Origin of the sequence: Psychrobacter sp. 16-MNA-CIBAN-0192 (assembly GCF_040309565.1) — a bacterium.
In the GTDB taxonomy this organism is placed as follows: Bacteria; Pseudomonadota; Gammaproteobacteria; order Pseudomonadales; family Moraxellaceae; genus Psychrobacter.
On the sequence record NZ_JBEOOX010000001.1, the window covers coordinates 164,494 to 188,183 of the forward strand.

The 23,690-nt window shown below is 43.2% G+C and carries 15 protein-coding genes; 6 read left to right on the top strand and 9 right to left on the bottom strand.

The window, feature by feature from the left end; genetic code table 11:
- Nucleotides 1-88: 88 nt before the first annotated feature.
- Nucleotides 89-1,753 carry an AMP-binding protein gene (locus AAEY78_RS00730; protein ID WP_352336462.1) on the bottom strand — a complete coding sequence of 555 codons (1,665 nt, stop codon included), beginning with the start codon at nt 1,751-1,753 and terminating at the stop codon, nt 89-91.
- Nucleotides 1,754-2,055: 302 nt separating this feature from the next.
- Here AAEY78_RS00730 and AAEY78_RS00735 point away from each other — a divergent pair, with 302 nt between their 5' ends.
- Nucleotides 2,056-4,221, top strand: coding sequence for an FAD-dependent oxidoreductase (locus AAEY78_RS00735; RefSeq protein WP_352336464.1), 2,166 nt, complete (start codon nt 2,056-2,058; stop codon nt 4,219-4,221).
- Nucleotides 4,222-4,319: 98 nt separating this feature from the next.
- Here the strand turns inward: AAEY78_RS00735 and AAEY78_RS00740 are convergent, their stop codons facing one another.
- The 4 genes from AAEY78_RS00740 to lplA all read right to left on the bottom strand — a co-directional run bounded on the left by AAEY78_RS00740 (nt 4,320) and on the right by lplA (nt 7,874).
- Nucleotides 4,320-5,714 (bottom strand): GmrSD restriction endonuclease domain-containing protein, encoded by a 1,395-nt coding sequence (locus tag AAEY78_RS00740; protein WP_352336466.1) that lies wholly within the window; start codon nt 5,712-5,714, stop codon nt 4,320-4,322.
- Between the two features lie 60 nt (nt 5,715-5,774).
- Entirely contained in the window at nt 5,775-5,972 is a 198-nt protein-coding gene (locus AAEY78_RS00745; protein WP_352336467.1) for a lipoate protein ligase C-terminal domain-containing protein, read from the bottom strand.
- 53 nt (nt 5,973-6,025) lie between these two features.
- Nucleotides 6,026-6,727 carry a DUF1003 domain-containing protein gene (locus AAEY78_RS00750; protein WP_352336469.1) on the bottom strand — a complete coding sequence of 234 codons (702 nt, stop codon included), beginning with the start codon at nt 6,725-6,727 and terminating at the stop codon, nt 6,026-6,028.
- A 127-nt stretch (nt 6,728-6,854) separates the two neighbouring features.
- The gene (lplA, locus tag AAEY78_RS00755) at nt 6,855-7,874 is read right to left on the bottom strand and encodes a lipoate--protein ligase (RefSeq protein ID WP_352336471.1); all 1,020 of its coding nucleotides are present in this window, start codon (nt 7,872-7,874) and stop codon (nt 6,855-6,857) included.
- Between the two features lie 338 nt (nt 7,875-8,212).
- Between lplA and AAEY78_RS00760 the strand changes: the two genes are divergently transcribed.
- Nucleotides 8,213-9,319: an alkene reductase gene (locus AAEY78_RS00760; protein ID WP_352336472.1), complete on the top strand. Its 1,107-nt coding sequence runs from the start codon at nt 8,213-8,215 to the stop codon at nt 9,317-9,319.
- 173 nt (nt 9,320-9,492) lie between these two features.
- Here AAEY78_RS00760 and AAEY78_RS00765 read toward each other — a convergent pair whose 3' ends face one another.
- Together AAEY78_RS00765 and AAEY78_RS00770 are read right to left on the bottom strand one after the other, a co-directional pair.
- The gene (locus AAEY78_RS00765; protein ID WP_352336474.1) at nt 9,493-10,488 is read right to left on the bottom strand and encodes a pirin family protein; all 996 of its coding nucleotides are present in this window, start codon (nt 10,486-10,488) and stop codon (nt 9,493-9,495) included.
- 189 nt (nt 10,489-10,677) lie between these two features.
- Complete coding sequence (locus tag AAEY78_RS00770; RefSeq protein WP_352336476.1) at nt 10,678-12,069, bottom strand: BaiN/RdsA family NAD(P)/FAD-dependent oxidoreductase; 1,392 nt, start codon at nt 12,067-12,069, stop codon at nt 10,678-10,680.
- A 397-nt stretch (nt 12,070-12,466) separates the two neighbouring features.
- Between AAEY78_RS00770 and acs the strand changes: the two genes are divergently transcribed.
- Nucleotides 12,467-14,431 (top strand): acetate--CoA ligase, encoded by a 1,965-nt coding sequence (acs, locus tag AAEY78_RS00775; RefSeq protein ID WP_352336478.1) that lies wholly within the window; start codon nt 12,467-12,469, stop codon nt 14,429-14,431.
- 165 nt (nt 14,432-14,596) lie between these two features.
- On the opposite strand, the gene AAEY78_RS00780 is transcribed toward acs, so the two are convergent.
- A complete protein-coding gene (locus AAEY78_RS00780; protein ID WP_352336480.1) occupies nt 14,597-14,887 on the bottom strand; it encodes a hypothetical protein in 291 nt (96 codons plus the stop codon).
- Nucleotides 14,888-15,458: 571 nt separating this feature from the next.
- Between AAEY78_RS00780 and scpC the strand changes: the two genes are divergently transcribed.
- Nucleotides 15,459-17,009: a succinyl-CoA:acetate CoA-transferase ScpC gene (gene scpC, locus AAEY78_RS00785; RefSeq protein WP_352336481.1), complete on the top strand. Its 1,551-nt coding sequence runs from the start codon at nt 15,459-15,461 to the stop codon at nt 17,007-17,009.
- A gap of 707 nt (nt 17,010-17,716) precedes the next feature.
- Entirely contained in the window at nt 17,717-18,388 is a 672-nt protein-coding gene (gene pgsA / locus AAEY78_RS00790) for a CDP-diacylglycerol--glycerol-3-phosphate 3-phosphatidyltransferase (protein WP_352336482.1), read from the top strand.
- A 273-nt stretch (nt 18,389-18,661) separates the two neighbouring features.
- Here pgsA and AAEY78_RS00795 read toward each other — a convergent pair whose 3' ends face one another.
- Nucleotides 18,662-19,156 (bottom strand): pyridoxamine 5'-phosphate oxidase family protein, encoded by a 495-nt coding sequence (locus AAEY78_RS00795; protein ID WP_352336483.1) that lies wholly within the window; start codon nt 19,154-19,156, stop codon nt 18,662-18,664.
- Nucleotides 19,157-19,684: 528 nt separating this feature from the next.
- Here AAEY78_RS00795 and purL point away from each other — a divergent pair.
- A complete protein-coding gene (gene purL / locus AAEY78_RS00800) occupies nt 19,685-23,689 on the top strand; it encodes a phosphoribosylformylglycinamidine synthase (RefSeq protein ID WP_352336485.1) in 4,005 nt (1,334 codons plus the stop codon).
- Nucleotide 23,690 lies beyond the last annotated feature (1 nt).

A 23,690-nucleotide genomic window follows, 5' to 3' on the forward strand; every position in this document is an offset into this window, starting at 1 on the left:
TGAACTTATAGCCTAGCGAAAAAAGGTCAGCAATCATCATCGACTGTTGACCTTTTTATATTAAATAAATGCTCGGTATAGCATCATTCTATCTGACGCTTGGCGTTACTTTTGATGTCTCGTGCGCCAATGATTTAGCTGCTTGGCGTAACTCAAATTTTTGCACTTTACCCGTACTGGTCTTCGGTATTTCAGCAAAGATAATATGTTTGGGTACTTTAAAGCCTGCTAAATGTTGGCGGCAATGCTCAATGACAGCATCGCGCTGCAAGGTGCTGCCGTCATATATTTCAATAAAGGCAACGGGTACTTCGCCCCATTTATCATCTGGCGCGGCAACGACGGCGCAACTTTGAATCGCAGGCATTTTATATAAGACATTTTCGACTTCGATGCTGGAGATATTTTCACCACCCGAGATTATAATGTCTTTAAGCCTATCCATAATTTTGATATAACCATCTGGGTATTTAACGCCCAAATCCCCAGTGCGGAACCAACCATCTTTGAGCGCAGCTTCGGTTGCTTGGCGACTTTTTAGGTAACCTTTCATCACCATATTACCGCGTAGAGCCAGCTCACCAATCTCTTCACCATTGGCAGCTACCGGCTCGGTGGTGCCCTGTTTGAAAACGTCAAAGCCAGTCATTAGATGTGAAGTCACGCCTTGACGCGATTTCTTTTGTGCACGTTCGGCAACATCCAGCGTTGCCCAATCAGCTTGTTCCGCGCACACGGTTACGGGTCCGTAAGCTTCAGTCAAACCATATACATGGGTGATGTCAAAGCCCATTGCTTCCATTTGTGCCAGCATCGTTTCTGACGGCGGCGCTCCGGCAACCCAGCCTTTAACTTTATGAGTAATTGCGGCTTTATATTTTGGTTTGCCATTGGCAATCATATTATGAACCACAGGCGCGGAGCAATAATGGCTGATTTTATACTTGGCAATCAGCTGTAAAATCAGGTCGGCATCCATCTTTCGCAAGCAGACATTCACACCTGCGCGCTCAGCAATAGTCCACGGAAAGCACCAACCATTACAATGAAATAAGGGCAGCGTCCATAGATAAACAGGGTGCTTTAGCATATCCCAATCTAAGATATTGGACACCGCATTTAACGTCGCGCCGCGATGGTGATAAACAACGCCTTTTGGCGTGCCAGTTGTCCCAGAAGTATAGTTAAGCGCAATGGCATACCATTCATCTAGCGGTCTTTCCCAATTATCCAAATTGTCAGAAGTAGCTAGCAATTCCTCATAACTCATTTGCCCAAAATTTTCCACATCAACCGCGCTGTCGGTAGCATGAATGATAATTAAATTGGGAAAAGTCTCTGTAATAATTTCGGCAAGGTCGGCAAATTCGCTATCTAAAATGAGTACTTTTGCTTCTGAATGTTGCAAGCAAAAAGTGAGCGCGTTGATATCCAAACGGGTATTTAAGGTACACAACACACCTGCTGACATGGGCACGCCAAACGCGCATTCGACCATGGCAGGAGTATTTGGCATCATTACCGCAACGGTATCGTTTTTATCAATGCCAAGCTTACGCAAACCGTCCGCCAGTTGCCGACAGCGCGTAAAGGTTTGCTGCCATGATTGCGTTAAATTATTATGCTCAAGGTCATCATAAATAATGGCGGTCTGATTGGGATAAACCTGCGCACTACGGATAATAAAATCAATGGGTGTTAGCGGTTGGTAATTGGCATCATTTTTACCAAGTCCGGTATGAAAGTCGGTCATGTGATAATCCTTTATCCTGTTGTTATTTTTTCAAATGAAGACATGCCCTAAAAAATCTGCCCATTTATTATAGACACGGATAATTTAAAAAGGTGCTTGTTTTGTGGCGTTTGCTTAACCATAACTTAACCTTAATCCAAACCTACAGATATTGGCAAGTAGAAATCTTTATATAGTGCTCACTCGTCAGTCGCGTGCATCAATGGTTGATAATAATGGCGGTGTGATACGATGGGTGACAACTGTCTATTAATATTATTTATTGATAGAGTACTCTTCCATCGATTCAAAAGGATAATGACATGAGCGCCCGCATCGATACTGCAAGCCACGACCCTAGCCTTACCATTGATGCTGCTATTAGCACTACCGATAAAAACGCCCATTATCCGCACTTATTTGAACCGTTAGATTTGGGCTTTACCACCCTCAAAAATCGTGTGGTAATGGGGTCGATGCATACAGGACTTGAAGACCGTTTTTACAACTACGGTAAGCTTGCTGCATATTTCGCTGAGCGTGCTAAAGGTGGTGCAGCAATGATGATAACCGGTGGTATTTCGCCCAATCGTGAAGGATGGTTGCTCCCTGCGGGCGGTACGATGAATAGCAAAATGGATGTGCGTAACCATCAAAAAATAACCAAAGCGGCGCATAAATACGACAGCAAAATGATTATGCAAATTTTGCATAGTGGTCGCTACGGTTATCATCCATTTGTAGTGTCCGCCAGTCCGATTAAGTCGCCCATCTCACCATTTAAACCACGCAAAATGAGCATTAAGAATATCGAACAAACGGTCGAAGATTTCGCCCGCTCCGCAAAATTAGCCAAGCAAGCTGGTTACGATGGCGTTGAGATTATGGGCTCGGAAGGTTATTTGCTCAACCAGTTTTTATCGCGTCATGTCAATAAACGTACGGACGAATATGGCGGTGATATTCATAATCGGATGAAGTTTGCGGTTGATGTGGTCAAAGCGGTTCGCGCTGAAGTTGGCGAAGAGTTTATTATCCTGTTTCGCTTATCGGTGATTGATTTGGTGACAGACGGCAACGTCATGGACGAAGTCATTACTGTCGCCAAAGCCTTAGAAGACGCGGGCGTAACCATTATCAATACCGGCATCGGCTGGCATGAAGCGCGCGTGCCTACCATTGTCACCAGTGTGCCGCGCGCTGCCTTTGTTGATTTTACGAGCGAAATTAAAAAACACGTTAGCATTCCAGTGATGGCAGCCAACCGCATTAATATGCCCGATACTGCTGAAAACATTGTGGCTAGTGGTCAAGCTGATTTAATTCAAATGGCGCGTCCATTTTTAGCCGATCCCAATTGGGTGAACAAGGCACAAAATGGAGAAGCGGAGCGTATTAATACTTGTATTGCCTGTAATCAAGCGTGTCTCGATCACACTTTTGAGAATAAACGCTCGACTTGTTTGGTCAATCCGCAAGCCTGTTATGAGACCGAATTGGTCTATAAGAAAGTCAAAAAACCTAAAAATGTAGCTGTTATCGGTGGCGGGGTTGCTGGCATGTCAGCTGCTTATGTCGCTGCTTTGCGTGGGCATAACGTCACTTTATTTGAAGCCAAAGATATTTTAGGTGGTCAGTTTAACTACGCCAAAGTCATCCCCGGTAAAGAAGAATTCTTTGAGACCATTCGCTACTATATCAATGAGCTTGCACATTTAGATGTTGAAGTTAAGCTGAATACTAAGGTTGATAAAGCATTGCTGGAAGCAGGCAAGTTCCATCATGTCATCGTCGCAACTGGTGTCGTGCCAAGAAGCCTAAAAGGTAAACTAGAAGGGGCTGATTTGCCACAAGTCATGAGCTATGCTGAATTGCTATCGGGTCAAAAATCCGTTGGCAATACCGTTGCGGTCATCGGTGCTGGCGGTATCGGCTTTGATGTCAGTGAATATCTCACCGCCAATCACGGTCAGGCATTAGATGAGCTGGGCGCTGAGGTGTTAAAAGACCCAACGTACCGCCCAAAAGCGCAATCAGTCAACGAGTGGCGGGAAGAGTGGGGCGTGACTGCTGATCCTGACTATCAAAGCGAAGGTGGTCTCATCGAGACTGGCGACATTACCCCCGTTCGCCAAGTGTATATGATACAGCGTACCAAAGGTCGCTTGGGTAGTGGTCTCAATAAAACATCGGGCTGGGTACATCGCGCCCATGTCAAATCGCACGGCGTCATCCAAGTATCAGGCGCACAGTACGAAAAAATCACCAATGAGGGTATTTGGATTACCAATAACCAAGGTCAAAGTCAGCTATTGCGTGTCGATAGTGTCGTCGTTTGTGCGGGTCAAGAATCCGTCGTCAAGCTGATGCCAAATGTTGGTGATGCACCCGATGCGCAATATCATTTGATTGGTGGTGCAAAACTGGCAGCTGAACTGGATGCTAAACGTGCCATAAGAGATGGGGCTGAGGTGGCGGCGGGGATTTAGAGGTTTATTATAAATTAATAGAATTATTTCTTATAAAAAAAGTGAAAAGCTATGTAAAAAAGTACTTAGCTTTTTACTTTAATTCATATATTAACCACTTATAATTTATCGCTTTTACGCAAATTATGGAACCTACAAAGTAGCTGTGAGTTCTCCAAAACCGTTTTACCTCCTTTAGTATGAGGTATTACGTGATCAGCCTGATAGTTTGACCATGAGATTTCTGCTTCTTTTTTTGATTTCCCTTCTTGTAAGCATTCTTGACACAGTCCATGAGCTTTTCTATAAATTTCAATTCTCTCTAGTTCAGAGAAAGCTCGTTTAGAATCTTTTTCAATTAATTCGGATTTATTCTGATGAATATAACTGAAGAAAACTTGTCTAATTATCCTATCTCGAGTAGCTAATTCATTTTCCCCTTGCTGACGATTATTACTGAATGTGAGCATATCGACATCTTCTGAGTCATCGTAATTACGCCATCTTTCATGAAAATAATATACAAAATTTCTTATAAACTCACGTTCTTTATGCTCTATTACATAATGTTTCTTAAGGTGTCTAATCAATAGGTAAATCGAGATTATAAAATATTCAACTGAAAGTTCTTTAATGCCAGAATTTTCGTCTAACATAGGATCATTTTTGAAGATTTCATAAAATTCGTTTAAATTACGAATGACATCTTTGCTTTCTTTCATTTCTTCAAAACTAAAATTTCCAATACCATCTTTAACTTTTGTATCATTGATAAACTGTTCAATTTTTTTATCACCTAAATCTGTATAACCAGAAACGGAGCTTTCAATCATTGTAAAGCGTGCCATAAATTGCAGGTGTTTCATTCTGCTATTATTGACGTTCAATAAATCAAAAAACCTTAGTTTACTAGGGTTTTGATCAAGAGGTTGATAATCAATGAAATTAAAAGTTTGATCATCTGAATATTTTACGATGAAGTTTCTAGACAAGCTAGATAATTGTGCGTGAGCTATTTCCATATAATTAAGGTTTTCCCCTTCTTGCAACCTTCTAAATATCTCAGTTGCGATTAGCTGATGATTCACGTTGTTTGCTTCTTCAATGTTTATGATTACATCAGTTTTGAAAGATAAGGTATCAATAAATCGTTTATGTTCGTTACTTATTTCATTATATTTTTTACCTACTAAATTAGTATCTAAGTCTTCTAAACTCTTAGGTAGTGCAAACTTATTTTGGAAAAAATCTATAACTGTTGTGATTCGCTGCTGGCCGTCGATAACTTCTTGTAGTGCACGGTTATCTGAGATTCTAACTTTTCTCAAGACAAGTCGAGGAATGTAATAGCTTCTTAAAAGACTATCCATAAGTGCTTGTTTCTTCTGTGTAGACCAAACTGCTTTTCTTTGATAAGGTGGTCTAGTCACATAATCTGTAGCGTAATCATGGAAATCTTTTATTCTAATTATATCTTCTATGATTGTATATTCTGTTTTGGGACTAAATGCCATAGTTATTCCAGTAGGTAGTGAGTTTAAATTTCATTATACGTACGTTAGTCAACAAGTGATTCATGAAATGTTTTTAACCATCAACCTCGCCAACCAACTACTTGCCAAAACTCTGAACTTAGTATGTTCTTTACCCAAGTCATCAAGCTTAACTTTAATAACTTCTTTATTATATTTAACTCCCGTCAGCGCCTCTTTTAACAAGTCAATTAACCTAACATTTAACGTATCAGAAAAGATGATTACTTCTTCAATCACTGCTTGCTTATAGTAGATTTAAAGTTTTCTCATAGGACATGATAGCGATTATCCTAACGCTTTTTACTCATTTCAGATAATAAATCAAGCTGCATTTCCTGTATTTCAGCCAGCCTATCCCATTGGTGCGTTAACAGGTGATCTAGTTTTTCATGCAAGTGTTGAATCTCAAGCTCGGCTTTTAAGTTAATTTGATAGTCGTTTTCTGAGCGCAATCGGTCTTTGGTTTCCTGTCTATTTTGGCTCATCATAATCACAGGGGCTTGAATCGCAGCGATACAGGACAATATTAAATTCAATAGAATAAACGGATAAGGATCAGCAGGATGGGCGACCATCACCACGGTATTGATGATAATCCAAATGGCTAAAAAAATAGCAAAACAAATAAGAAACGTCCAACTGCCGCCAAACGTGGCAATTTTATCTGCCAATCGTTCACCAAACGTCCATTCTTGCTCTAGGGTCGTATCAACATCTTTGGTGATGAGTTCATGATGCTGCATACTTTTAATCAATTCAGACTCAAGCTCCGTCACCTCACCTTTTTCAGACTGTAGCGATGATTGCACATACTTCATGCGATAGGTGCTTAAATCGGTTTGGCAAATATAATCGTTAGGTGAGTATTGGGGAAAATCATGTGAGATTTCTGCGGTAATGGTTTTGCGCACTGCACCTATAGGTGTGAGGCTTTTTATAGGATAATTTTGTCCACAGACCATACAGTGATGAGATTCATTTTTTTTATTCATAACCACACCTTTTTATGATAATCGTAGCGTTGTTGGATAAGGTAGATATAAAAGTGCTGTGTAAAACATACGGCTGAACATATCTGTCCTTATTAGGTGACCAATAAACTTAACCTTATAAATAAATTCAACTATCCATCTCTTCAATTAACCACTGCTCAAAATCATTAATTTGAGTGGCTATATTAGGTTGAGCATTCTTTAATTCATCAAGCTTAGCTTTAATAGCTTCTGTATTATATTTAATCCCTGTAAGCGCTTCTTTTAACAACTCAATCAATTCAACATTGAGCGCATCAGAGAAAATCACGACCTCGCTAATGACCGCTTGCTTGATATCCATATGCAAGTCAATCAAACCCCAATTAAAGCGCGTCTCTAACTGATGTGAGAACTCAGGCGTTTTGCCAAAGCGCCATTCCCAGTCCGCCATTTGCTGATAGTATTGGTTCAAAGACGGCTCTTTTGCGAGTGTATTTTCATCTAATTCTTCGACATCAACCGTTTGCCCGTAGTAGTCACAAAAAGCCTCGATAATGGCAGCAGATAAAGTTTCAGGATTAATCGTATTATTAAATTCAACCAAGTTAGCAACGCGAGAACGCACAGATTTAATGCCTTTGGCTTGTAGTTTCAGCGGATGCGGATTGAGATAATCGCCCAGCTTTCGCATATCGGCATTGACCAGTAATGTGCCATGATGAAAGCTGCGGTCGGCGGCGTGTTTAAAGGCGCTGCCGGAAATTTTCTTATCGCCAACTTGCATGTCATTACGACCTGATAACGTGGCATCGATGCCTAGTTTTTTAAGGGCATTGATGATAATGGTGAAGTTTGCATTTTGGTCGTAGTCGCCTTTAGGGGATAAAAAGGTAAAGTTGGTATTGCCCAAATCATGAAATACCGCACCGCCGCCACTTTGCCGCCGCGCTAGAAAGACATTGTCCTCTTCCATTTTGTCAGTCTTGCATTCTACCCACGGATTCTGCGAGCGCCCGATGACGACGGTTTCACTATTTCGCCATAAAAATAGCGTGTGCGAATGGGGCGCTTTTTTATCATTGCCAAGCGTATTAAATATCCAGTCCTCGGTTGCCAAGTTAAACCAAGGATTGGTCACGGCAGATTTTAAGATACGTAGTTTCATATATTGAACTCCTAATTTGATTAGTAAGAATTTGATTGAAATAAGTTGGATTAACCCAAATTTGAATAGTGGGTTTAATAGCTAGTTGCCTTGTCTAGCGTCGGTTGATTATTGAGTGGCTAGTCTTAAAAGCTTGGTAAGTATGGTTAATCAGTTGATTTTATTAATAATGGTGTTTTATTAAGTCAGCGTGTTTGTTTGTAAAAATAGATTGAATAATGAGCCAAGCCCCTTATAAAAGCCTTCTTCTCAATTGATGAGAATCACCCATTTATAGTGATAATCTAACATTTATCACTCATTCATTACTTATTTTTAATGATAAGCAAGGCAACTTCATGGCACATGATAACTTATTTGAACCTATTAAAATGGGCACGCAAACGTTAAAAAATCGTATCATTATGGCACCGTTAACTCGTCTCCGCGCTGTTGAGCCGGGCGATGTGCCGACAGCGTTGGCAGGCGAATATTATTCGCAGCGTGCGGGAGCTGGCTTGATTATTGCGGAGGCAACGCAAGTATCGTTTCAGGCGAAAGGCTATGCGGGCGCGCCGGGCGTGCATACGGATGATCAGATGACCGCGTGGAAAGTGATTGTCGATAATGTCCATGCCAAAGGCGGCAAAATCGTGCTGCAACTGTGGCACACGGGACTAGTCGCGCATAAAAGCGTGCAGCCAGATGGCAAAGAGCCGATTTCGGCATCGGATATTGACGTTGGTATTCGCACCTCGTTGCGTGATAGTGATAATCAAGCCATTCGTGTTGATGCAACCATGCCGCGCCCAGCAACCCTTGATGAGATTGCGCAAGTCGTTGCTGATTTTGCGCATGCGACCAAAAACGCGCGCGCTGCCGGTTTTGATGGTATTGAGATTCATGGGGCACATGGTTATTTGCTGCACCAGTTTTGGGTTGAACATACCAATAAGCGCACCGATGAATATGGCGGCAGCAAGGAAAATCGCGCGCGCCTGACGCTTAACGTGATTGATGCTTGTATTGCAGCGTGGGATAACGATCATGTTGGCATTCGCCTATCACCGCTTGGTACTTTTAATAATGTCGAAGCGGGCTACAATGAGGACGAAAATATTTGGCTCATTGAGCAGATAAATAAACGCGGGATTATGTATCTGCATTTATCAGAGCCAGATTGGGCAGGCGGTACACCTTATAGCAATGATTTCCGTCAGCGTGTCCGTGATGCTTTTGATAATTTAATCATCGTCGCAGGTGGTTATACCGCAGACAAAGCGGAGAAAAATATCCGTGACGGCTATATTGATGCGGTGGCATTTGGGCGTGATTATATTGCCACGCCAGATTTGGCGGAGCGTATTCGTCAAGGCATGCCCTTTAATAAGCAGCAACCAGCAAGCTTTTATGGCGGCGGTACAGTAGGTTATACCGACTATCCGTTTATGGATTCAGCAGAATAAATGCTTGATATAGAGCATTAAAGTGCTGACGTTATATTTAGTAATAACGTAAAAAAAGCCACCTTATTATTGATGAGGTGGCTTTTTTATGCCGATTAATTTGCTAGTTTTCATTAATCACTTGAGCCGAATATTTTAAATGATAACTTTAAACAATCACTTAACCAAAGTTTTTAGCCAAAATTGCCGTTTTGATAATCGTAAAAAATTTGATCGAGTTCTTCTTGTGTTGTCATGACGAAGGGACCATGTGCGCCAATCGGTTCACCGCTTAATAATAATAGTTTAATAGTATTTGTGTCTGATAAATTCGAGGGTTCAGGATAGGTCAGGATAATGGTGTCGGTAATTGTTTCTTTAGCGGCATCTTTTGTAAGAGGTTCTTTATTTTGCACGGCATTGGGCGCTTCAAACTGCACCAGTTGTCCAGCCGTCACTTCGGTATCATTAATCAGTAGCGACCCGCTTTGTACCAATATCATTAGATTATGACTGGCAGGTAGGTTCAGGGTCGTCGTGCCCGCCGTATATAGTTCAATATCCCAAACATTAATGGGCGTAAATGTTCTTGCGGTGCCATTTATTCCGTTTAAATCGCCTGCAATAATCGTCGCCTGACCTATGGGGATTTGCTTACTGACGTTATCATTCTTACTATCGTTATGACTATTGTCATCCGCAAACAGCGCAGACGTTGGTAGTGTTGCCCGCTTGAGCGTCTGATAATGCGCGTCTGTAAGCTTATGCTGCTGCGGCAGATTGATCCACATTTGCGCCATGCTAAACATCCCGCCTTGCTTGCCAAATGCTGGCGAATGAAACTCCTCATGAGTAATGCCGCGCCCTGCGGTCATCCACTGCACATCGCCTTCACGAATGATACCGCTACTCCCAGTCGAGTCTTTATGGCTGATTTCACCGGCGTAGGCGATAGTCACAGTCTCAAAACCCTTATGCGGATGCTGACCGATGCCGCGTGGCTGCGTATCATAGTCAGGATTAGGGGAAAAATTGGTCGGCTCACCATAATCTAGCAATAAAAAAGGGTCGGTATGACTATAATTAAAGTCATCTTTTGGGCGTAAATGATTGACTAAGGTTTGCACTCGAAAGCCATCGCCTACCCAATAGCTGCGTTTATTACCATGAACCTGTTGAATAGCGCGCACGATTCACTCCTTATCATAATATTTTTTATATAATAAGAATTATATATTAACTTATGGTTATAGGTAATGGTGAATTTGCATAAGTTTATTAATGGTTAGTTCATAGTTAATAATGCGCTTAATATTTTTAATAACTAGATAGTTAAATGATTACGCGTTTAAACAACCATCCTATTTACTTTTAATCCGCTACACCACCTCGCCACAAACGAAGCCACTTGCCCACGCCCATTGGAAGTTATAACCGCCTAGCCATCCGGTAACATCTAACAATTCACCAATAAAATACAGCCCGTCTTGATAATTGCTTTGCATGGTTTTTGAGGACACTTCATTGGCTTTAATACCGCCGCGCGTCGCCTCGGCAGTGCGGTAGCCTTCCGTGCCCGATGGTTTTAATTGCCAGCCGTTCAGTGTTGCGCCCAGCTCAGTTAAGCGCTCGTCTTTGATATTTGCCAGTTCGGTATCTTTAATATCTTCCCATAGCGTTGTTTGTAGCGCCGTAAGTAATTTCTTAGGTAAGGCGTTATCGGTATTGTCCGCCAATACCGTACGAATCAATTGCTTAGGATGGGACTGTTTGTGCGCCAGTAGTAAATCGCTGACATTAATGTCAGGCAATAGATTAATGCTGATGTGCTCGCCCGTCTGCCAATAATTGGACAACTGCAACATAGCAGGACCCGACAAACCGCGGTGGGTAAAGAGTAGCGGCAGCTTAAAGGAGGTACGCGCATTACTGGCAATCACCGGCAGGCTGATACCAGCGAGGGTGCGAATGAGCTCGCCAGTTTTATCGGTAAAGGTAAACGGCACTAAGCTTGGGTCAGTGGCAATTAAGCTATGCCCAAACTGCTGCGCCAGCTCGTAGCCAAGCCCACTTGCGCCCATCGTAGGAATGGATAAGCCACCAGTAGCAACGACTAACGATGTACAGCTATAGTTGGTTTTTGAAGTATTTGCTGCACTTGCGACGTCTTTTTTACCTAGTTTTTTAGCCGTTACGAGCTTAAAGCGTGCTTTATTATTTTTGCCATTATTGTTATCGCCATTATCGTTATCACTATTGTTACTATCATCGTTGACAGCTTGCACTTGCTTTATTTCAGTATTGAGGCGTATTTGTACCCCAACGGCAGCACATTCATCCAGTAACATGGTTAGAATATCTTGCGCGGAATCATCGCAAAACAGTTGCCCATGCTCGCGCTCATGATAAGCAATGTTATGCGCCTCAACCATGCCAATAAATTCCCAGCTGGGATAACGGCTAAGCGCAGATTTGCAAAAGTGGGGATTGGCACTGATAAAGTGCTCAGGCTCCACAAAATAATTGGTAAAATTACAGCGCCCACCGCCCGACATAAGGATTTTTTTGCCGGCTTTATTAGCATGATCGAGCACCAATACGCGCCGACCTCGGCGACCCGCAGTGAGCGCACAATATAGCCCTGATGCACCCGCACCAATAACAATGACGTCATAATGGTTAGCAGACTGACTCGCAGACTTGCTGAAAGTCGGGCTAGAAGACGGACTAGCAGGTTGGCTAGAGAAGGGTGTACTGCGTTGGGTATCCATTGCGGTTATTTCCAAAAAGCGTGACGTTGCATAGCATGGCTGCATCGTAAAAATTATGATAAATCATCAGAAAAATAGCTTGAGCAATCTGCTATTTAGAGGAGCTATTGTCCATATTTGAGGGCGGGTTACAAGGATTAAATAGCAGCCCGACGTAAAACTATTACTAGTACCAACTATCGCCCGTGTCAATGACCATAAAATATAAGATAGGTGAAATTGTTGTCATTAGTGGTTGATGTCTTGCATCACAAGGGCTTATTTGTCAAACTAGAACGAGGTCGTCACTCATTATGGACAATGACACCGCATTCCTCGTAGCGGTTACAGCCTCTGCCTGCCAGCGGTTATTAACCTAATAGGTTTAGGTAATAATAATTAAAAAAAGGATAAGATAATGACCCAAAAAATATACCCCGTTAACCCTGACTTCGTGACTACCGCCAACACCACCGCCGAGCATTATAAAAAAACCTATCAGCGTTCCATCGCAACTCCAGAAGCTACCGATGCTTTTTGGGCATCTCGTGCTGAGCTGATTGATTGGATAAAAAAGCCTAGCATCATTAGCAACGTAAATTATGACTTGGACGATTTTCAAATTAAGTGGTTTGAAGATGGTGAGCTGAATATTTCGGTTAATTGTCTCGATAGACATTTGGCAACCAACCCTTATAAGCCCGCGATTATTTGGGAAGGCGATCATCCTTCATTGCATAAAATCATCTCCTTTAAAGAGCTGCATAGCGAAGTTTGCCGCCTAGGTAATGCCATGCGCAAACTGGGCATTAAAAAAGGCGATCGCGTGTCGCTGTATATGCCGATGATTCCAGAGGCGATAGTCGGAATGCTGGCGTGTGCGCGTATTGGTGCGGTACATTCGGTGGTGTTTGGTGGTTTTTCAGCAGAAAGTTTGGGCAATCGTATTGTCGACAGTCAGTCCAAATTGGTGATTACCGCTGATGAAGGTTTGCGCGGTAGTAAGTGTACGCCACTCAAAGCCAACGTTGATCGCGCCCTTGATATGGAAGGGACGGACAACGTTACCAATGTCATCGTGGTTCATCGTACGGGCAATCCTGTCGCTATGCGTGATGAGCGTGATATTTGGTATCATACTTTGGTTGAGAGTGAAAGTGAGCACTGTGAGCCGGAAGTTATGAAAGCAGAAGATCCGCTGTTCTTACTGTATACCTCCGGCTCAACAGGTAAGCCAAAAGGCGTGCTGCATACTACTGGCGGTTATATCACTTATGCCTTATCGACGTTCCGTGATGTCTTCGATGTCAAAGACGACGATGTATTTTGGTGTACTGCGGACGTCGGCTGGGTCACTGGGCATACCTATACGACTTATGCGCCGCTTGCCAATGGCACCACAACCGTCATGTTTGAAGGCGTGCCAGACTATCCAACTTGGGCGCGCGTTGGGCATATTGTTGATAAGCATGACGTCAGTATTTTATACACCGCGCCCACTGCCATTCGTGCCATGATGAAAGAGGGCGATGCTTTTGTGCGTGAGTCTAATCGCTCAAGCTTACGCCTACTTGGCACGGTTGGCGAACCGATTAACCCTGAAGCATGGGAGTGGTATTATGAGGTCGTTGGTAGTAGCCGTTGCCCGATTGTTGATACGTGGTGGCAAACTGAAACGGGCGGGATTTTATTAGCACCGATTCCCGGTACGGTTGATATGAAGCCGGGTGCGGCGATGAATCCTTTGTACGGTATCATCCCTGAGATAGTAGATACCGATGGCGTGGCGCTTGAAGGACCTGCGGAAGGTAATTTGGCAATTAAGAGTAGCTGGCCGGGGCAAATGCGCAGTATTTATAATGACCATGAGCGGTTTTTGCAGACTTACTTTACTGAATATCCGGGTTATTATTTTACTGGCGATGGCGCGCAGCGTGATGAAGACGGTCACTACTGGATTACGGGGCGTGTTGATGATGTGTTAAATGTCTCAGGGCACAGACTGGGTACTGCTGAAATTGAAAGTGCGATAGACTCGTATCCAGCAACGGTAGAAGCTGCCGTAGTCGGTATGCCGCATCCCATTCGCGGTGAAGGCATTTGTGCCTTTATTATCCTTAAAGCGGGCGAGGTTGTCAGTGATGAATTAAAAGTAGAATTAAATCGCCATGTGCGTACTGAGATTGGTCCGATTGCCAGCCTAGATGCCATTTATATCGTTGATGTCTTACCCAAAACGCGCTCCGGTAAAATAATGCGCCGTATCTTACGTAATTTAGCAGCGGGGCAATATGTTGGTCTTGGCGACTTATCGACTTTAGCAGACAGCTCGGTGATTAATAAATTGATTGAGGTGGTTAAAGCAGAGCGTCAAGCTTGTTAGTAGCTGGCTTTAACATTTTATATTAAAAGTACTGAGTTCTTTTTAAATTCCTCCAACTATATTATAAAACAATAGCTTTAAACATCATTGTTAATTAAAAAAACGCCAGTTACTAGTAGTTAGTAAATGGCGTTTTTTTGCGTTAAATAAACATATTCTACTTTGCTACTGAATGGGCAAATAGGTCGTCACCATCGCGCCAATAATACTCACTACTATTGTCAGAACGATAACCAGCCAATAACGATTAAATTCTTTTTTATCATCCATGCTGAGCTTGTTTTTATTGGAAAAGTAATAAATAAGCTGGGCAAGTGGGGAGAATAAAAAGCCCAGTATCCCAAGCAGCACCGATTGGCGCAGCATAATCAATGACGTGCGTATCCAATACCAAAACATCAGTGCATAGATAGCCAGCAGCACGACCAAAATTATTATTAACACCATATTCGCCATTATTCTTCTCTCTTGTTATGGTTGACATTCGTTGCAACCAGTATAGCGGACTGTCCAAATAATCTTGTATCAGTTGCTAATCATCTCTGAAATATAGGCAAAATATAAGCGGAATTTGACTCCATTATCTCCCCCATTTATCAAAAATCATGGCAAAACTGATTCCTAAAACGCTCCCTAAAACAGCGCCTAAGAAAATCCAGAAAACAATAATTAACAATATATTTTATAAACAGCTCAATAGTCACAACATGCTTGACCCACCTTACTTGCACCTGCAAAAACATCCTAGCGGCTTATTAAAATATTACCTATGTCTGCTTAATATCAAAAAAAACAGTTGTTGAGACAAATAGTATCGTTATAATGGTCATTGCGTGAATAATCCTAGGTCTAAGACTGGGGTTTAAGATTATTCACTACAGAATGGCGCAAAACTCAGACACGACAATCTGCAAACGACAAGCTACAAGCGAAATTGTAAAACCGTCATTACGCAGTCAGTTGGGTCTCAATGTTCCTCATGATCATGAGGGTTGATATTAATATGGACGTTATTAGGAGAAGCGGTATGACAGCACTAAACCATGAAGGGCGTATTCTGCACGACGGTCTCAGCAAAAAAATCATGTCGGCAGATGAAGCAGCAAGCTTTATCACTCATGATATGAATGTTGGTATGAGTGGCTTTACCGGTGCTGGTTACCCAAAAGCCATCCCAGCGGCGCTTGCCAAACATATGCAAGCAGCTCATGCTCGCGGTGAAGACTTCCAAATTGGTTTATTAACCGGTGCCTCTACCGCAACCGAATGTGATGGCGTATTGGCAGAAGCCAACGGCATCAAATGGCGCACGCCGTATCAATCAGAGCCCGCGCTGCGCAAACAAATCAACGCTGGTAAAGCGCATTATTTTGATATGCATTTATCGCATGTGGCGCAGCAGAGCACCATTGGTTTTTATGGCGATATGCATATGGCGGTGGTTGAAGTTGCCGGTATTTTGCCCGATGGTCGCCTGATTCCATCAACCTCCATTGGTACCAACAATGCATGGTTAGCCAATGCGGATAAAATCATTCTAGAAGTAAATGCGCAGCAAAGCTTGATGTTAGAGGGTATGCATGATGTCTATAACGACATTGGTATGCCGCCCAACCGCACACCGATTCCACTTGTGACCCCGGGCGGACGTATTGGCACGCCGTATTTGCATTGTGATTTGGATAAAGTGGTCGCGGTCGTATTGACCGATTCTGCCGATCGCAATAGCAAATTTGCCGACCCTGATGAATGCTCAAATAAAATTGCCAGCCATATTATTGACTTCTTCCACGATGAAGTGAAAAAAGGTCGCATGCCAGCCAACTTATTACCGATTCAATCCGGTGTGGGTAACGTTGCCAACGCAGTATTGGCAGGCTTGCAAAACAGCCCATTTGAGAATTTAACAGGCTATACTGAAGTCTTACAAGACGGGATGTTAGATTTGATTATGTCTGGCAAAATGACTATGGCGTCGGCAACTGCACTGTCATTAAGCCCAGAGGCGTTAGCGCGTTTTAATGCCAATATCGAAGAGCTGCGTGCGCGTATCGTGTTGCGCCCACAAGAGATTACCAACCATCCGGAAGTGGCACGTCGCTTAGGCGTCTTGGCTATCAATGCCATGATTGAGTGTGATTTGTATGGTAACGTCAACTCAACCCACGTCATGGGCACCAATATGATGAATGGCTTGGGCGGTTCGGGTGACTTTGCGCGTAACGCTTATACCTCATTCTTTGTATCGCCATCGGTGGCAAAAGATGGCGCAATCTCTTGTATCACTCCAATGGTCTCGCACCATGACCATACTGAGCATGACGTGATGGTTATCGTCACTGAGCAAGGCTTGGCAGATTTGCGTGGTCTATCGCCTCGTCAGCGTGCGCAAGCGATTATTGATAACTGCGCCCATCCTGACTATCGCCCCATGCTGCAAGATTATTTTGATCGCGCCTCGGATAATGCCGGTATGCAAACGCCGCATATCTTGGATGAAGCGTTATCATGGCATCAACGTTTTGTTGAAACGGGCGATATGCGCATTAAGCAGACTGCGAATAAAGCGGCTGCATAAGTGGTCTATTTCAGACATAAAAATGCCCCTTATCTGATATTCAGATAAGGGGCATTTTTATATTCATCTCTTTATATTCATCTCTTTATATTCGTCTATTTATAGGTAGTTATTATGTTATGAATAATTATTATGGCTCAGCTAAATTTAAGACAAAAAAAGAGCCCACAGAGGAGGAGACTGTGGGCCGAGGAAAGCGCATGTATCGCTAAAAAGTAATGCTTATTTTTATTCTATATCGTTTTAATCAAAATATTATTTTTATTTAAAGATTCTTATCAATTACTTACTCTTCTTACTTATATACATAAGGATTAGTAAAGCTAATTCAAGGGCAAATGATAATTATTATTACTATTTATCAATAAACTTATATTAGATAATCATAACCTGTTTATAAGCCATCTAGTTAAGAAGCATCTAAGTAATTGACATTTGAAAAGTGTGCTTAACGACAATTTCAGACTATATCAATAACAGCCTCTATTAAAACCAGTGTACATCTGTATTTATCAATGTCTATCATAGCTGATAATGGTATGAGCAAGCTAGCTAAGTTACATGACATTACGTTTATCTTTATATTAGCATGGTGAATTGCTTAAGAGGGCAGTAATAATAAGGAAGTGGCAGACTTGGCATGACGTCAGGGCTGAAAAATGCTAAGCTAGTCGCCATACTTACGTCGACATTAAACTGGGTTAGCCATGACCGAGCGCATACACCTGCACACACCGCCTGTACCAGATAATAGAAGCATTTTTAACTTACCGAACAATCTAACCATCGCGCGTATCTTGATGATTCCGCTGTTTGTGGCGATTGCCTATTGGCCGCCTGCAATGGGTATTAATATGCCTGCTATTCCCGATAACGTCATCGCACGGGTTGGGATGAGTGAATTTAGCGACAGTTTGCTACGCCATTTGTTGCTTACAGGCGTGTTTGTTATTGCTGCGATTACAGATTGGCTCGATGGTTATTTTGCCCGTAAGCTCAATATGATGTCCGCTTTTGGACGCTTTTTAGATCCTGTTGCCGATAAGCTGATGGTGGCTGCAGCACTGATTATCTTAGTGCAATGGCATCCAAATATTATTATGGCGATAGCGGCGATTGTGATTATCTCGCGTGAGATTGCGGTATCAGCACTGCGCGAATGGATGGCGGAGCTGGGCAATCGTACTAGCGTTGCGGTCTCTTATGTTGGCAAATTAAAGACAGCGTTTCAGATGATTGCCATCACGGTATTACTGTTAAATTGGGAGTCGTTAGAAGGGCTTGGTTATATGTTAATGGTAGCCGCCGTGATTCTTACTTTGTGGTCGATGTTTATTTATCTAAAAGCGGCATGGCCGTATCTTAAACAAAGCGGCTAGCTTGCCATATTAAATTAAAGATAAAGTTTCCCGAATATCGATAAGATATCGCTAAAACCTCGCGTAAAAAAATGCCAGTCACATGATGCGACTGGCATTTTTTATGGTGAATTTTATTATAACCGGCTTTATTACAATCTATCGTTATCACGTCTGCAGTTACTTTTTATTATTATTGTTTCTATTATTATTAGCAGACTTATAACGATTAATGTCTTAAAGACGCGGTTTATAAAGCACCAACTGTAAATAGGCTATCTATAACGATACGGATTATAACGATACAGAGAACGTCTCGCCTAGGTCTTCAGCCGTTTTACCATCTTGTACGGCAGCAGTTGCCATCTTAAACATATTGACCAGTGAATTGCCACTAATCCAGCATTCTGCGCCATGTGGCACCACTTTAATCAGTTGCAAGTTTTCATCTTCTTTACCATGGGCAAAAAAGGCATTATAAACAGGCGACCATAGCTCATCAAGTTTATCTTGGTCGGTAACCAATTCGGCATTACCACTGATAGAGACATAGTTTTTAGCATCTTGAGAAGCATAAGTCAGACCAATTCTTGCATCGTCTTGAATGTCTTTAACCACATCTGAGGTTTTATCACCGATAAACCAAATCTCTTTGGCACCAATACTGGTCTCACTGGTGGTCATTGGCCACGCATGAATATCGCCCTTTTTATTGGTGGTACTCATCATGGCAAATTTTATGTCTTTTACCACTTCTTGGATTTTGTCGATATGGTCTTGTCTACTCATAAGGCTTATCCTTAATTATTTATTTATAGTGAGGAAGAAATTTGATTATAGGGAGGAAGAAAATAAGAATAAAAAATTCCAATAATACTTTCTGACTGATTTGATGATGGCTTCTTAAGTAAACAACATCAAGTAAATCACATCGTTACTGTTTGGTATGCTCAGTCTTGGTATGTTTAATCAGTTTTTTGGGTATCACGTTTGGACTGGAGCTAGAATAACGAAAGTTGGGCGTTCAGTTATATAGGTTGCCCGTAATGGGATGTGAGCGTTTGTAAGGTTTACGAGGGTTAGGTAAAACGGACAGCACTCTTGTATAAGCTCAGGCAAATTGTATATGGAATGCTGCTGTTCAAGGATTATTTGATGAAACAGGCGTTCATAGTTAGCAAGCAGCCAATGGACAATCGATGAATTTATCGCGGTTTATACCTGATTATTAGAGGTCTTCTTGTTATAATACGCAGACCATTTACTTAGCATGGCAAAGATGCCTGTTATTGCCTATATCCTATGGAACAAGCCTTTATGATGACCATCGCCGGACAACCGTTTCTTACCGATTTTCAGACGCAGCAACTCATCAGTCAGTTTCAGCAAAAAACCGAGCTAAATGTCAGCCAAATTCATACCCAGCAAGTGTATGTATTATCACGAGAACTCAAAGGTGATGAGCATAAAAAAGCGCTCGACTTATTTGCTGTCGACCCATCTATAACGCTTGCGACACCCGAGTCAAATCAGCTGCAAGTCATCGTTGGTCCACGTTTTGGTACGATTTCGCCATGGGCAAGTAAAGCGACCGATATTTTTAATAACTGTGAAATTACTATCAATCGTGTTGAGCGTGTGATTGTTTATACGCTAACGCTTGGTGATAATACTGCCGATAAGTACTTACCAAAAGTGGCTGAGCAATTATTGTTTGACCGTATGACTCAAAGTTTGGTCTATGATTTAAATGATGTGAATAAATTGTTTGACGATGAGCAACCAGCATCATTAAACCATATTGATGTGATTGGCGAAGGTCAGTCAGCGCTTGAGTCGGCAAATACAGAATTTGGCTTTGCGCTATCGAGCGAAGATATCGATTATTTAATGAATGCTTATGTCAATGAGCTAAAGCGCAATCCAACCGATGTTGAGCTAATGATGTTTGCGCAAGCCAACTCTGAGCATTGCCGTCATAAGATTTTCAACGCTGAATGGACGGTTGATGGCGCAGTGCAGCCAAAATCACTTTTCCAAATGATTAAGAATACCTATAAAGCCAATCCACAAGGCATTTTGTCAGCTTATAAAGACAACGCCGCAGTAATGGCTGGTTCTGAAGGCTGGCGCTTTTATCCAGTGCCTACTGATGCACAGGATGTAAACTCTGCGCACCCTTACGGTTTCCATCAAGAAGAAATCGACATCTTAATGAAAGTCGAAACTCATAACCATCCAACGGCAATTGCCCCTTATGCGGGTGCTGCAACAGGTGCGGGCGGTGAGATTCGTGATGAAGGCGCAACCGGTCGTGGTGGTAAGCCAAAAGCAGGTCTAACAGGTTTCCACGTATCACATTTGCATATTCCAGAGCTTGCGGAGAAATGGGAGCAGTCAGGTCAGGTCAGTACGCAGGATTATGGTACGCCTGATCGTATGGCAACCAGCCTTGAGATTATGACGGAAGCACCACTCGGTTCAGCTAATTTCTCTAACGAATTTGGTCGTCCAAATTTATGCGGTTATTTCCGTAGTTTCCAACTCGATACTTCAGCGGCAAAAGATGGCAGCCAAATGCGCGGCTATCATAAGCCAATCATGCTTGCCGGTGGTTACGGCAATATCAAACGCAACCTCATTGAAAAAAATAGCATTCAACAAGGCGATTTATTAATCGTCCTTGGTGGTCCTGCGATGCAAATCGGTCTAGGTGGCGGTGCAGCATCTTCGGTCGATAGTGGTTCACTTGATGAAGGCTTAGACTTTGCTTCTGTACAGCGTGATAACGCTGAGATGGAACGTCGCTGTCAAGAAGTGATGGATCGCTGCTGGGCACTGGCGGGTAATGATGTTGATGCCAGTAATAATGGCAGAGATGGCAACCCAATCGTGTCGCTACATGACGTTGGCGCAGGTGGTCTATCGAATGCGATGCCAGAATTGGTCAATGACCACGAAATGGGCGCGGTATTAAATCTACGTAAAATTCCGTCGCTAGAAGCTGGCATGTCGCCAATGGCGATTTGGTCAAACGAAGCACAAGAGCGTTATGTGTTGGCAATTCGTCCTGAGAGTGAAGCGCAGTTCGATGCCATATGTGCTCGTGAGCGCTGCCCGTATGCGATTTTGGGTACAGCAACGGATATTCGTCAGCTAGTCGTTAATGACGAATTGCTACCAGAACAGCCAGTCGATATGCCGATGCAAGTCTTGCTCGGTGGCACACCGCAGATGAAGCGTAGCTTTAATCGCACAGAGACTAGCTTACCAGCATTAGAGCTAGACGACGTCAATCTAGCCGAATCAATTAAAGACGTGCTACGTCATCCAACCGTCGCTAGCAAATCATTCTTGATTAGTATTGGTGACCGCTCTATCACTGGTATGGTAGTGCGCGATCAGTTTGTTGGTCGCTACCAAGTGCCAGTGTCAGATTGCGCCGTGACTGCTTCAGGTCTGATTGCACTAGATGGTCAGCCCATGAGCGGTGAAGCAATGAGTGTTGGAGAACGTACGCCTGTCGCGCTAATCAGTCCAAAAGCTTCTGCACGATTGGCAGTTGGTGAAGCAATCACTAATATCGCTGGCGCACGTATTACTCAGTTATCAGACATTACTATGTCGGCAAACTGGATGGCTGCGTGTGGCGATGATGCCGAAGATGCTGCACTGTTTGATGCTGTCTATACTGTTGGTGAAGAGCTATGTCCAGCGCTTGGTATAGCTATTCCAGTCGGTAAAGATTCGCTATCGATGCGTGCCAACTGGACAGACGACAATGCTGAAAACGGTAGCCAAGATAAATCAGTCGTTTCACCAATGAGCTTGGTCATTACCGCTTTTGCCCCTGTGGTTGATGTGGCAAAAACGCTAACGCCTGAATTGATTAATGGTGATAGTGCTTTCTACCGTATTGACTTGTCTAAAGGACAATTGCGTTTAGGCGGTTCAATCCTCGCGCAAACATTGAGCCAATTGGGTAATGACTGTCCAGATTTGGCACAGCCTAGCGATTTGGTCGATTTCTTTAACTTTATCCAAGCTGGCAACGCACAAAACGTCATCAGTGCCTATCACGATATCGGTGATGGTGGTTTGCTTGCAACCATCGCAGAGATGCAATTCACCAGCCGTCAAGGTATTAAATTGTCATTGACTGATGATAACTTGCTCGGTCAGCTGTTCAGTGAAGAGCTAGGCGCAGTCATTCAAGTCTTACCAGAAAACGTCGCCGCTTTAATGCAAATGGCAGAAGAATTTAATGTCAGCGATATGCTCAGCCTCGTTGGTCAAAGCATTGAAGAAGATAGCTTACTTATCCAAACGCCAACGCTAAACGGTGATGATACTTTAATCTTTAGCCGTAGCGAGTTGCAACAAGAGTGGAGTCAGGTCAGCTATCAAATCGCGCGCCGCCGTGACAATCCTGCTTGCGTGCAGCAAGAATATGACTTGATTAGCGATGCCAGCCATCAAGGTCTTATCGCTGCACCAAACTTTGACCTCAATCAAAAGGTTGAAGAGCCGTATCTAAATAGCCGCGAAAGCAAACCAAGAGTCGCCATCTTGCGTGAGCAAGGCGTGAATGGTCAGACAGAAATGGCAGCAGGCTTTACCCAAGCTGGCTTTGAAGCGGTCGACGTCCATATGAGTGATTTACTCAGCGGTCGCATCAATCTACGTGACTTCGATGGTCTGGTCGCTTGTGGTGGCTTTAGTTATGGTGACGTACTGGGCGCAGGCTCTGGTTGGGCAAACTCTATCTTGTTCCATGACGAATTGCGCATGCAGTTTGTACGCTTCTTTGCCCGTCCTGATACCTTCTCACTCGGTGTCTGTAACGGTTGTCAGATGATGGCGCAGCTAAAAGATCTCATCCCAGGCGCGGAAAACTTCCCACGCTTTATCGCTAATAAGTCGGCTCGCTTTGAAGCGCGCACGGTCAACGTCAAAGTTGAGCGTACCAAGTCTATCCTGTTCAAAGGTATGCAAGACAGTATCTTGCCAATTGCTATCGCGCATGGTGAAGGCTATGCCACGTTGAATACTACTGAGATCGACGGTATGGCAAAACACGGTCAACTTGCCATGCGCTTTGTCGATAGCCAAGGTCAATCTACTGAGACTTATCCGCTCAATCCAAACGGTTCGCTCGGCGGTGTCACGGGTCTGTGTAGCACGGACGGTCGCGTCACCATCATGATGCCGCACCCTGAGCGTACGCTACGTGCCTACAATCACAGCTGGAAACCAGAAGCGTGGGATGAGGACGGCGCGTGGATGCGTATGTTCCGTAACGCTCGTGCTTGGGTTCGTTAAT

Bases quoted from the DNA above. Each gene is read 5' to 3' on its own strand.
- AAEY78_RS00730 (WP_352336462.1), bottom strand. From the start codon at position 1,753: ATGACCGACTTTCATACCGGACTTGGTAAAAATGATGCCAATTACCAA.
- AAEY78_RS00735 (WP_352336464.1), top strand. From the start codon at position 2,056: ATGAGCGCCCGCATCGATACTGCAAGCCACGACCCTAGCCTTACCATT.
- AAEY78_RS00740 (WP_352336466.1), bottom strand. From the start codon at position 5,714: ATGGCATTTAGTCCCAAAACAGAATATACAATCATAGAAGATATAATT.
- AAEY78_RS00750 (WP_352336469.1), bottom strand. From the start codon at position 6,727: ATGAATAAAAAAAATGAATCTCATCACTGTATGGTCTGTGGACAAAAT.
- lplA (WP_352336471.1), bottom strand. From the start codon at position 7,874: ATGAAACTACGTATCTTAAAATCTGCCGTGACCAATCCTTGGTTTAAC.
- AAEY78_RS00760 (WP_352336472.1), top strand. From the start codon at position 8,213: ATGGCACATGATAACTTATTTGAACCTATTAAAATGGGCACGCAAACG.
- AAEY78_RS00770 (WP_352336476.1), bottom strand. From the start codon at position 12,069: ATGGATACCCAACGCAGTACACCCTTCTCTAGCCAACCTGCTAGTCCG.
- acs (WP_352336478.1), top strand. From the start codon at position 12,467: ATGACCCAAAAAATATACCCCGTTAACCCTGACTTCGTGACTACCGCC.
- AAEY78_RS00780 (WP_352336480.1), bottom strand. From the start codon at position 14,887: ATGGCGAATATGGTGTTAATAATAATTTTGGTCGTGCTGCTGGCTATC.
- scpC (WP_352336481.1), top strand. From the start codon at position 15,459: ATGACAGCACTAAACCATGAAGGGCGTATTCTGCACGACGGTCTCAGC.
- pgsA (WP_352336482.1), top strand. From the start codon at position 17,717: ATGACCGAGCGCATACACCTGCACACACCGCCTGTACCAGATAATAGA.
- AAEY78_RS00795 (WP_352336483.1), bottom strand. From the start codon at position 19,156: ATGAGTAGACAAGACCATATCGACAAAATCCAAGAAGTGGTAAAAGAC.
- purL (WP_352336485.1), top strand. From the start codon at position 19,685: ATGATGACCATCGCCGGACAACCGTTTCTTACCGATTTTCAGACGCAG.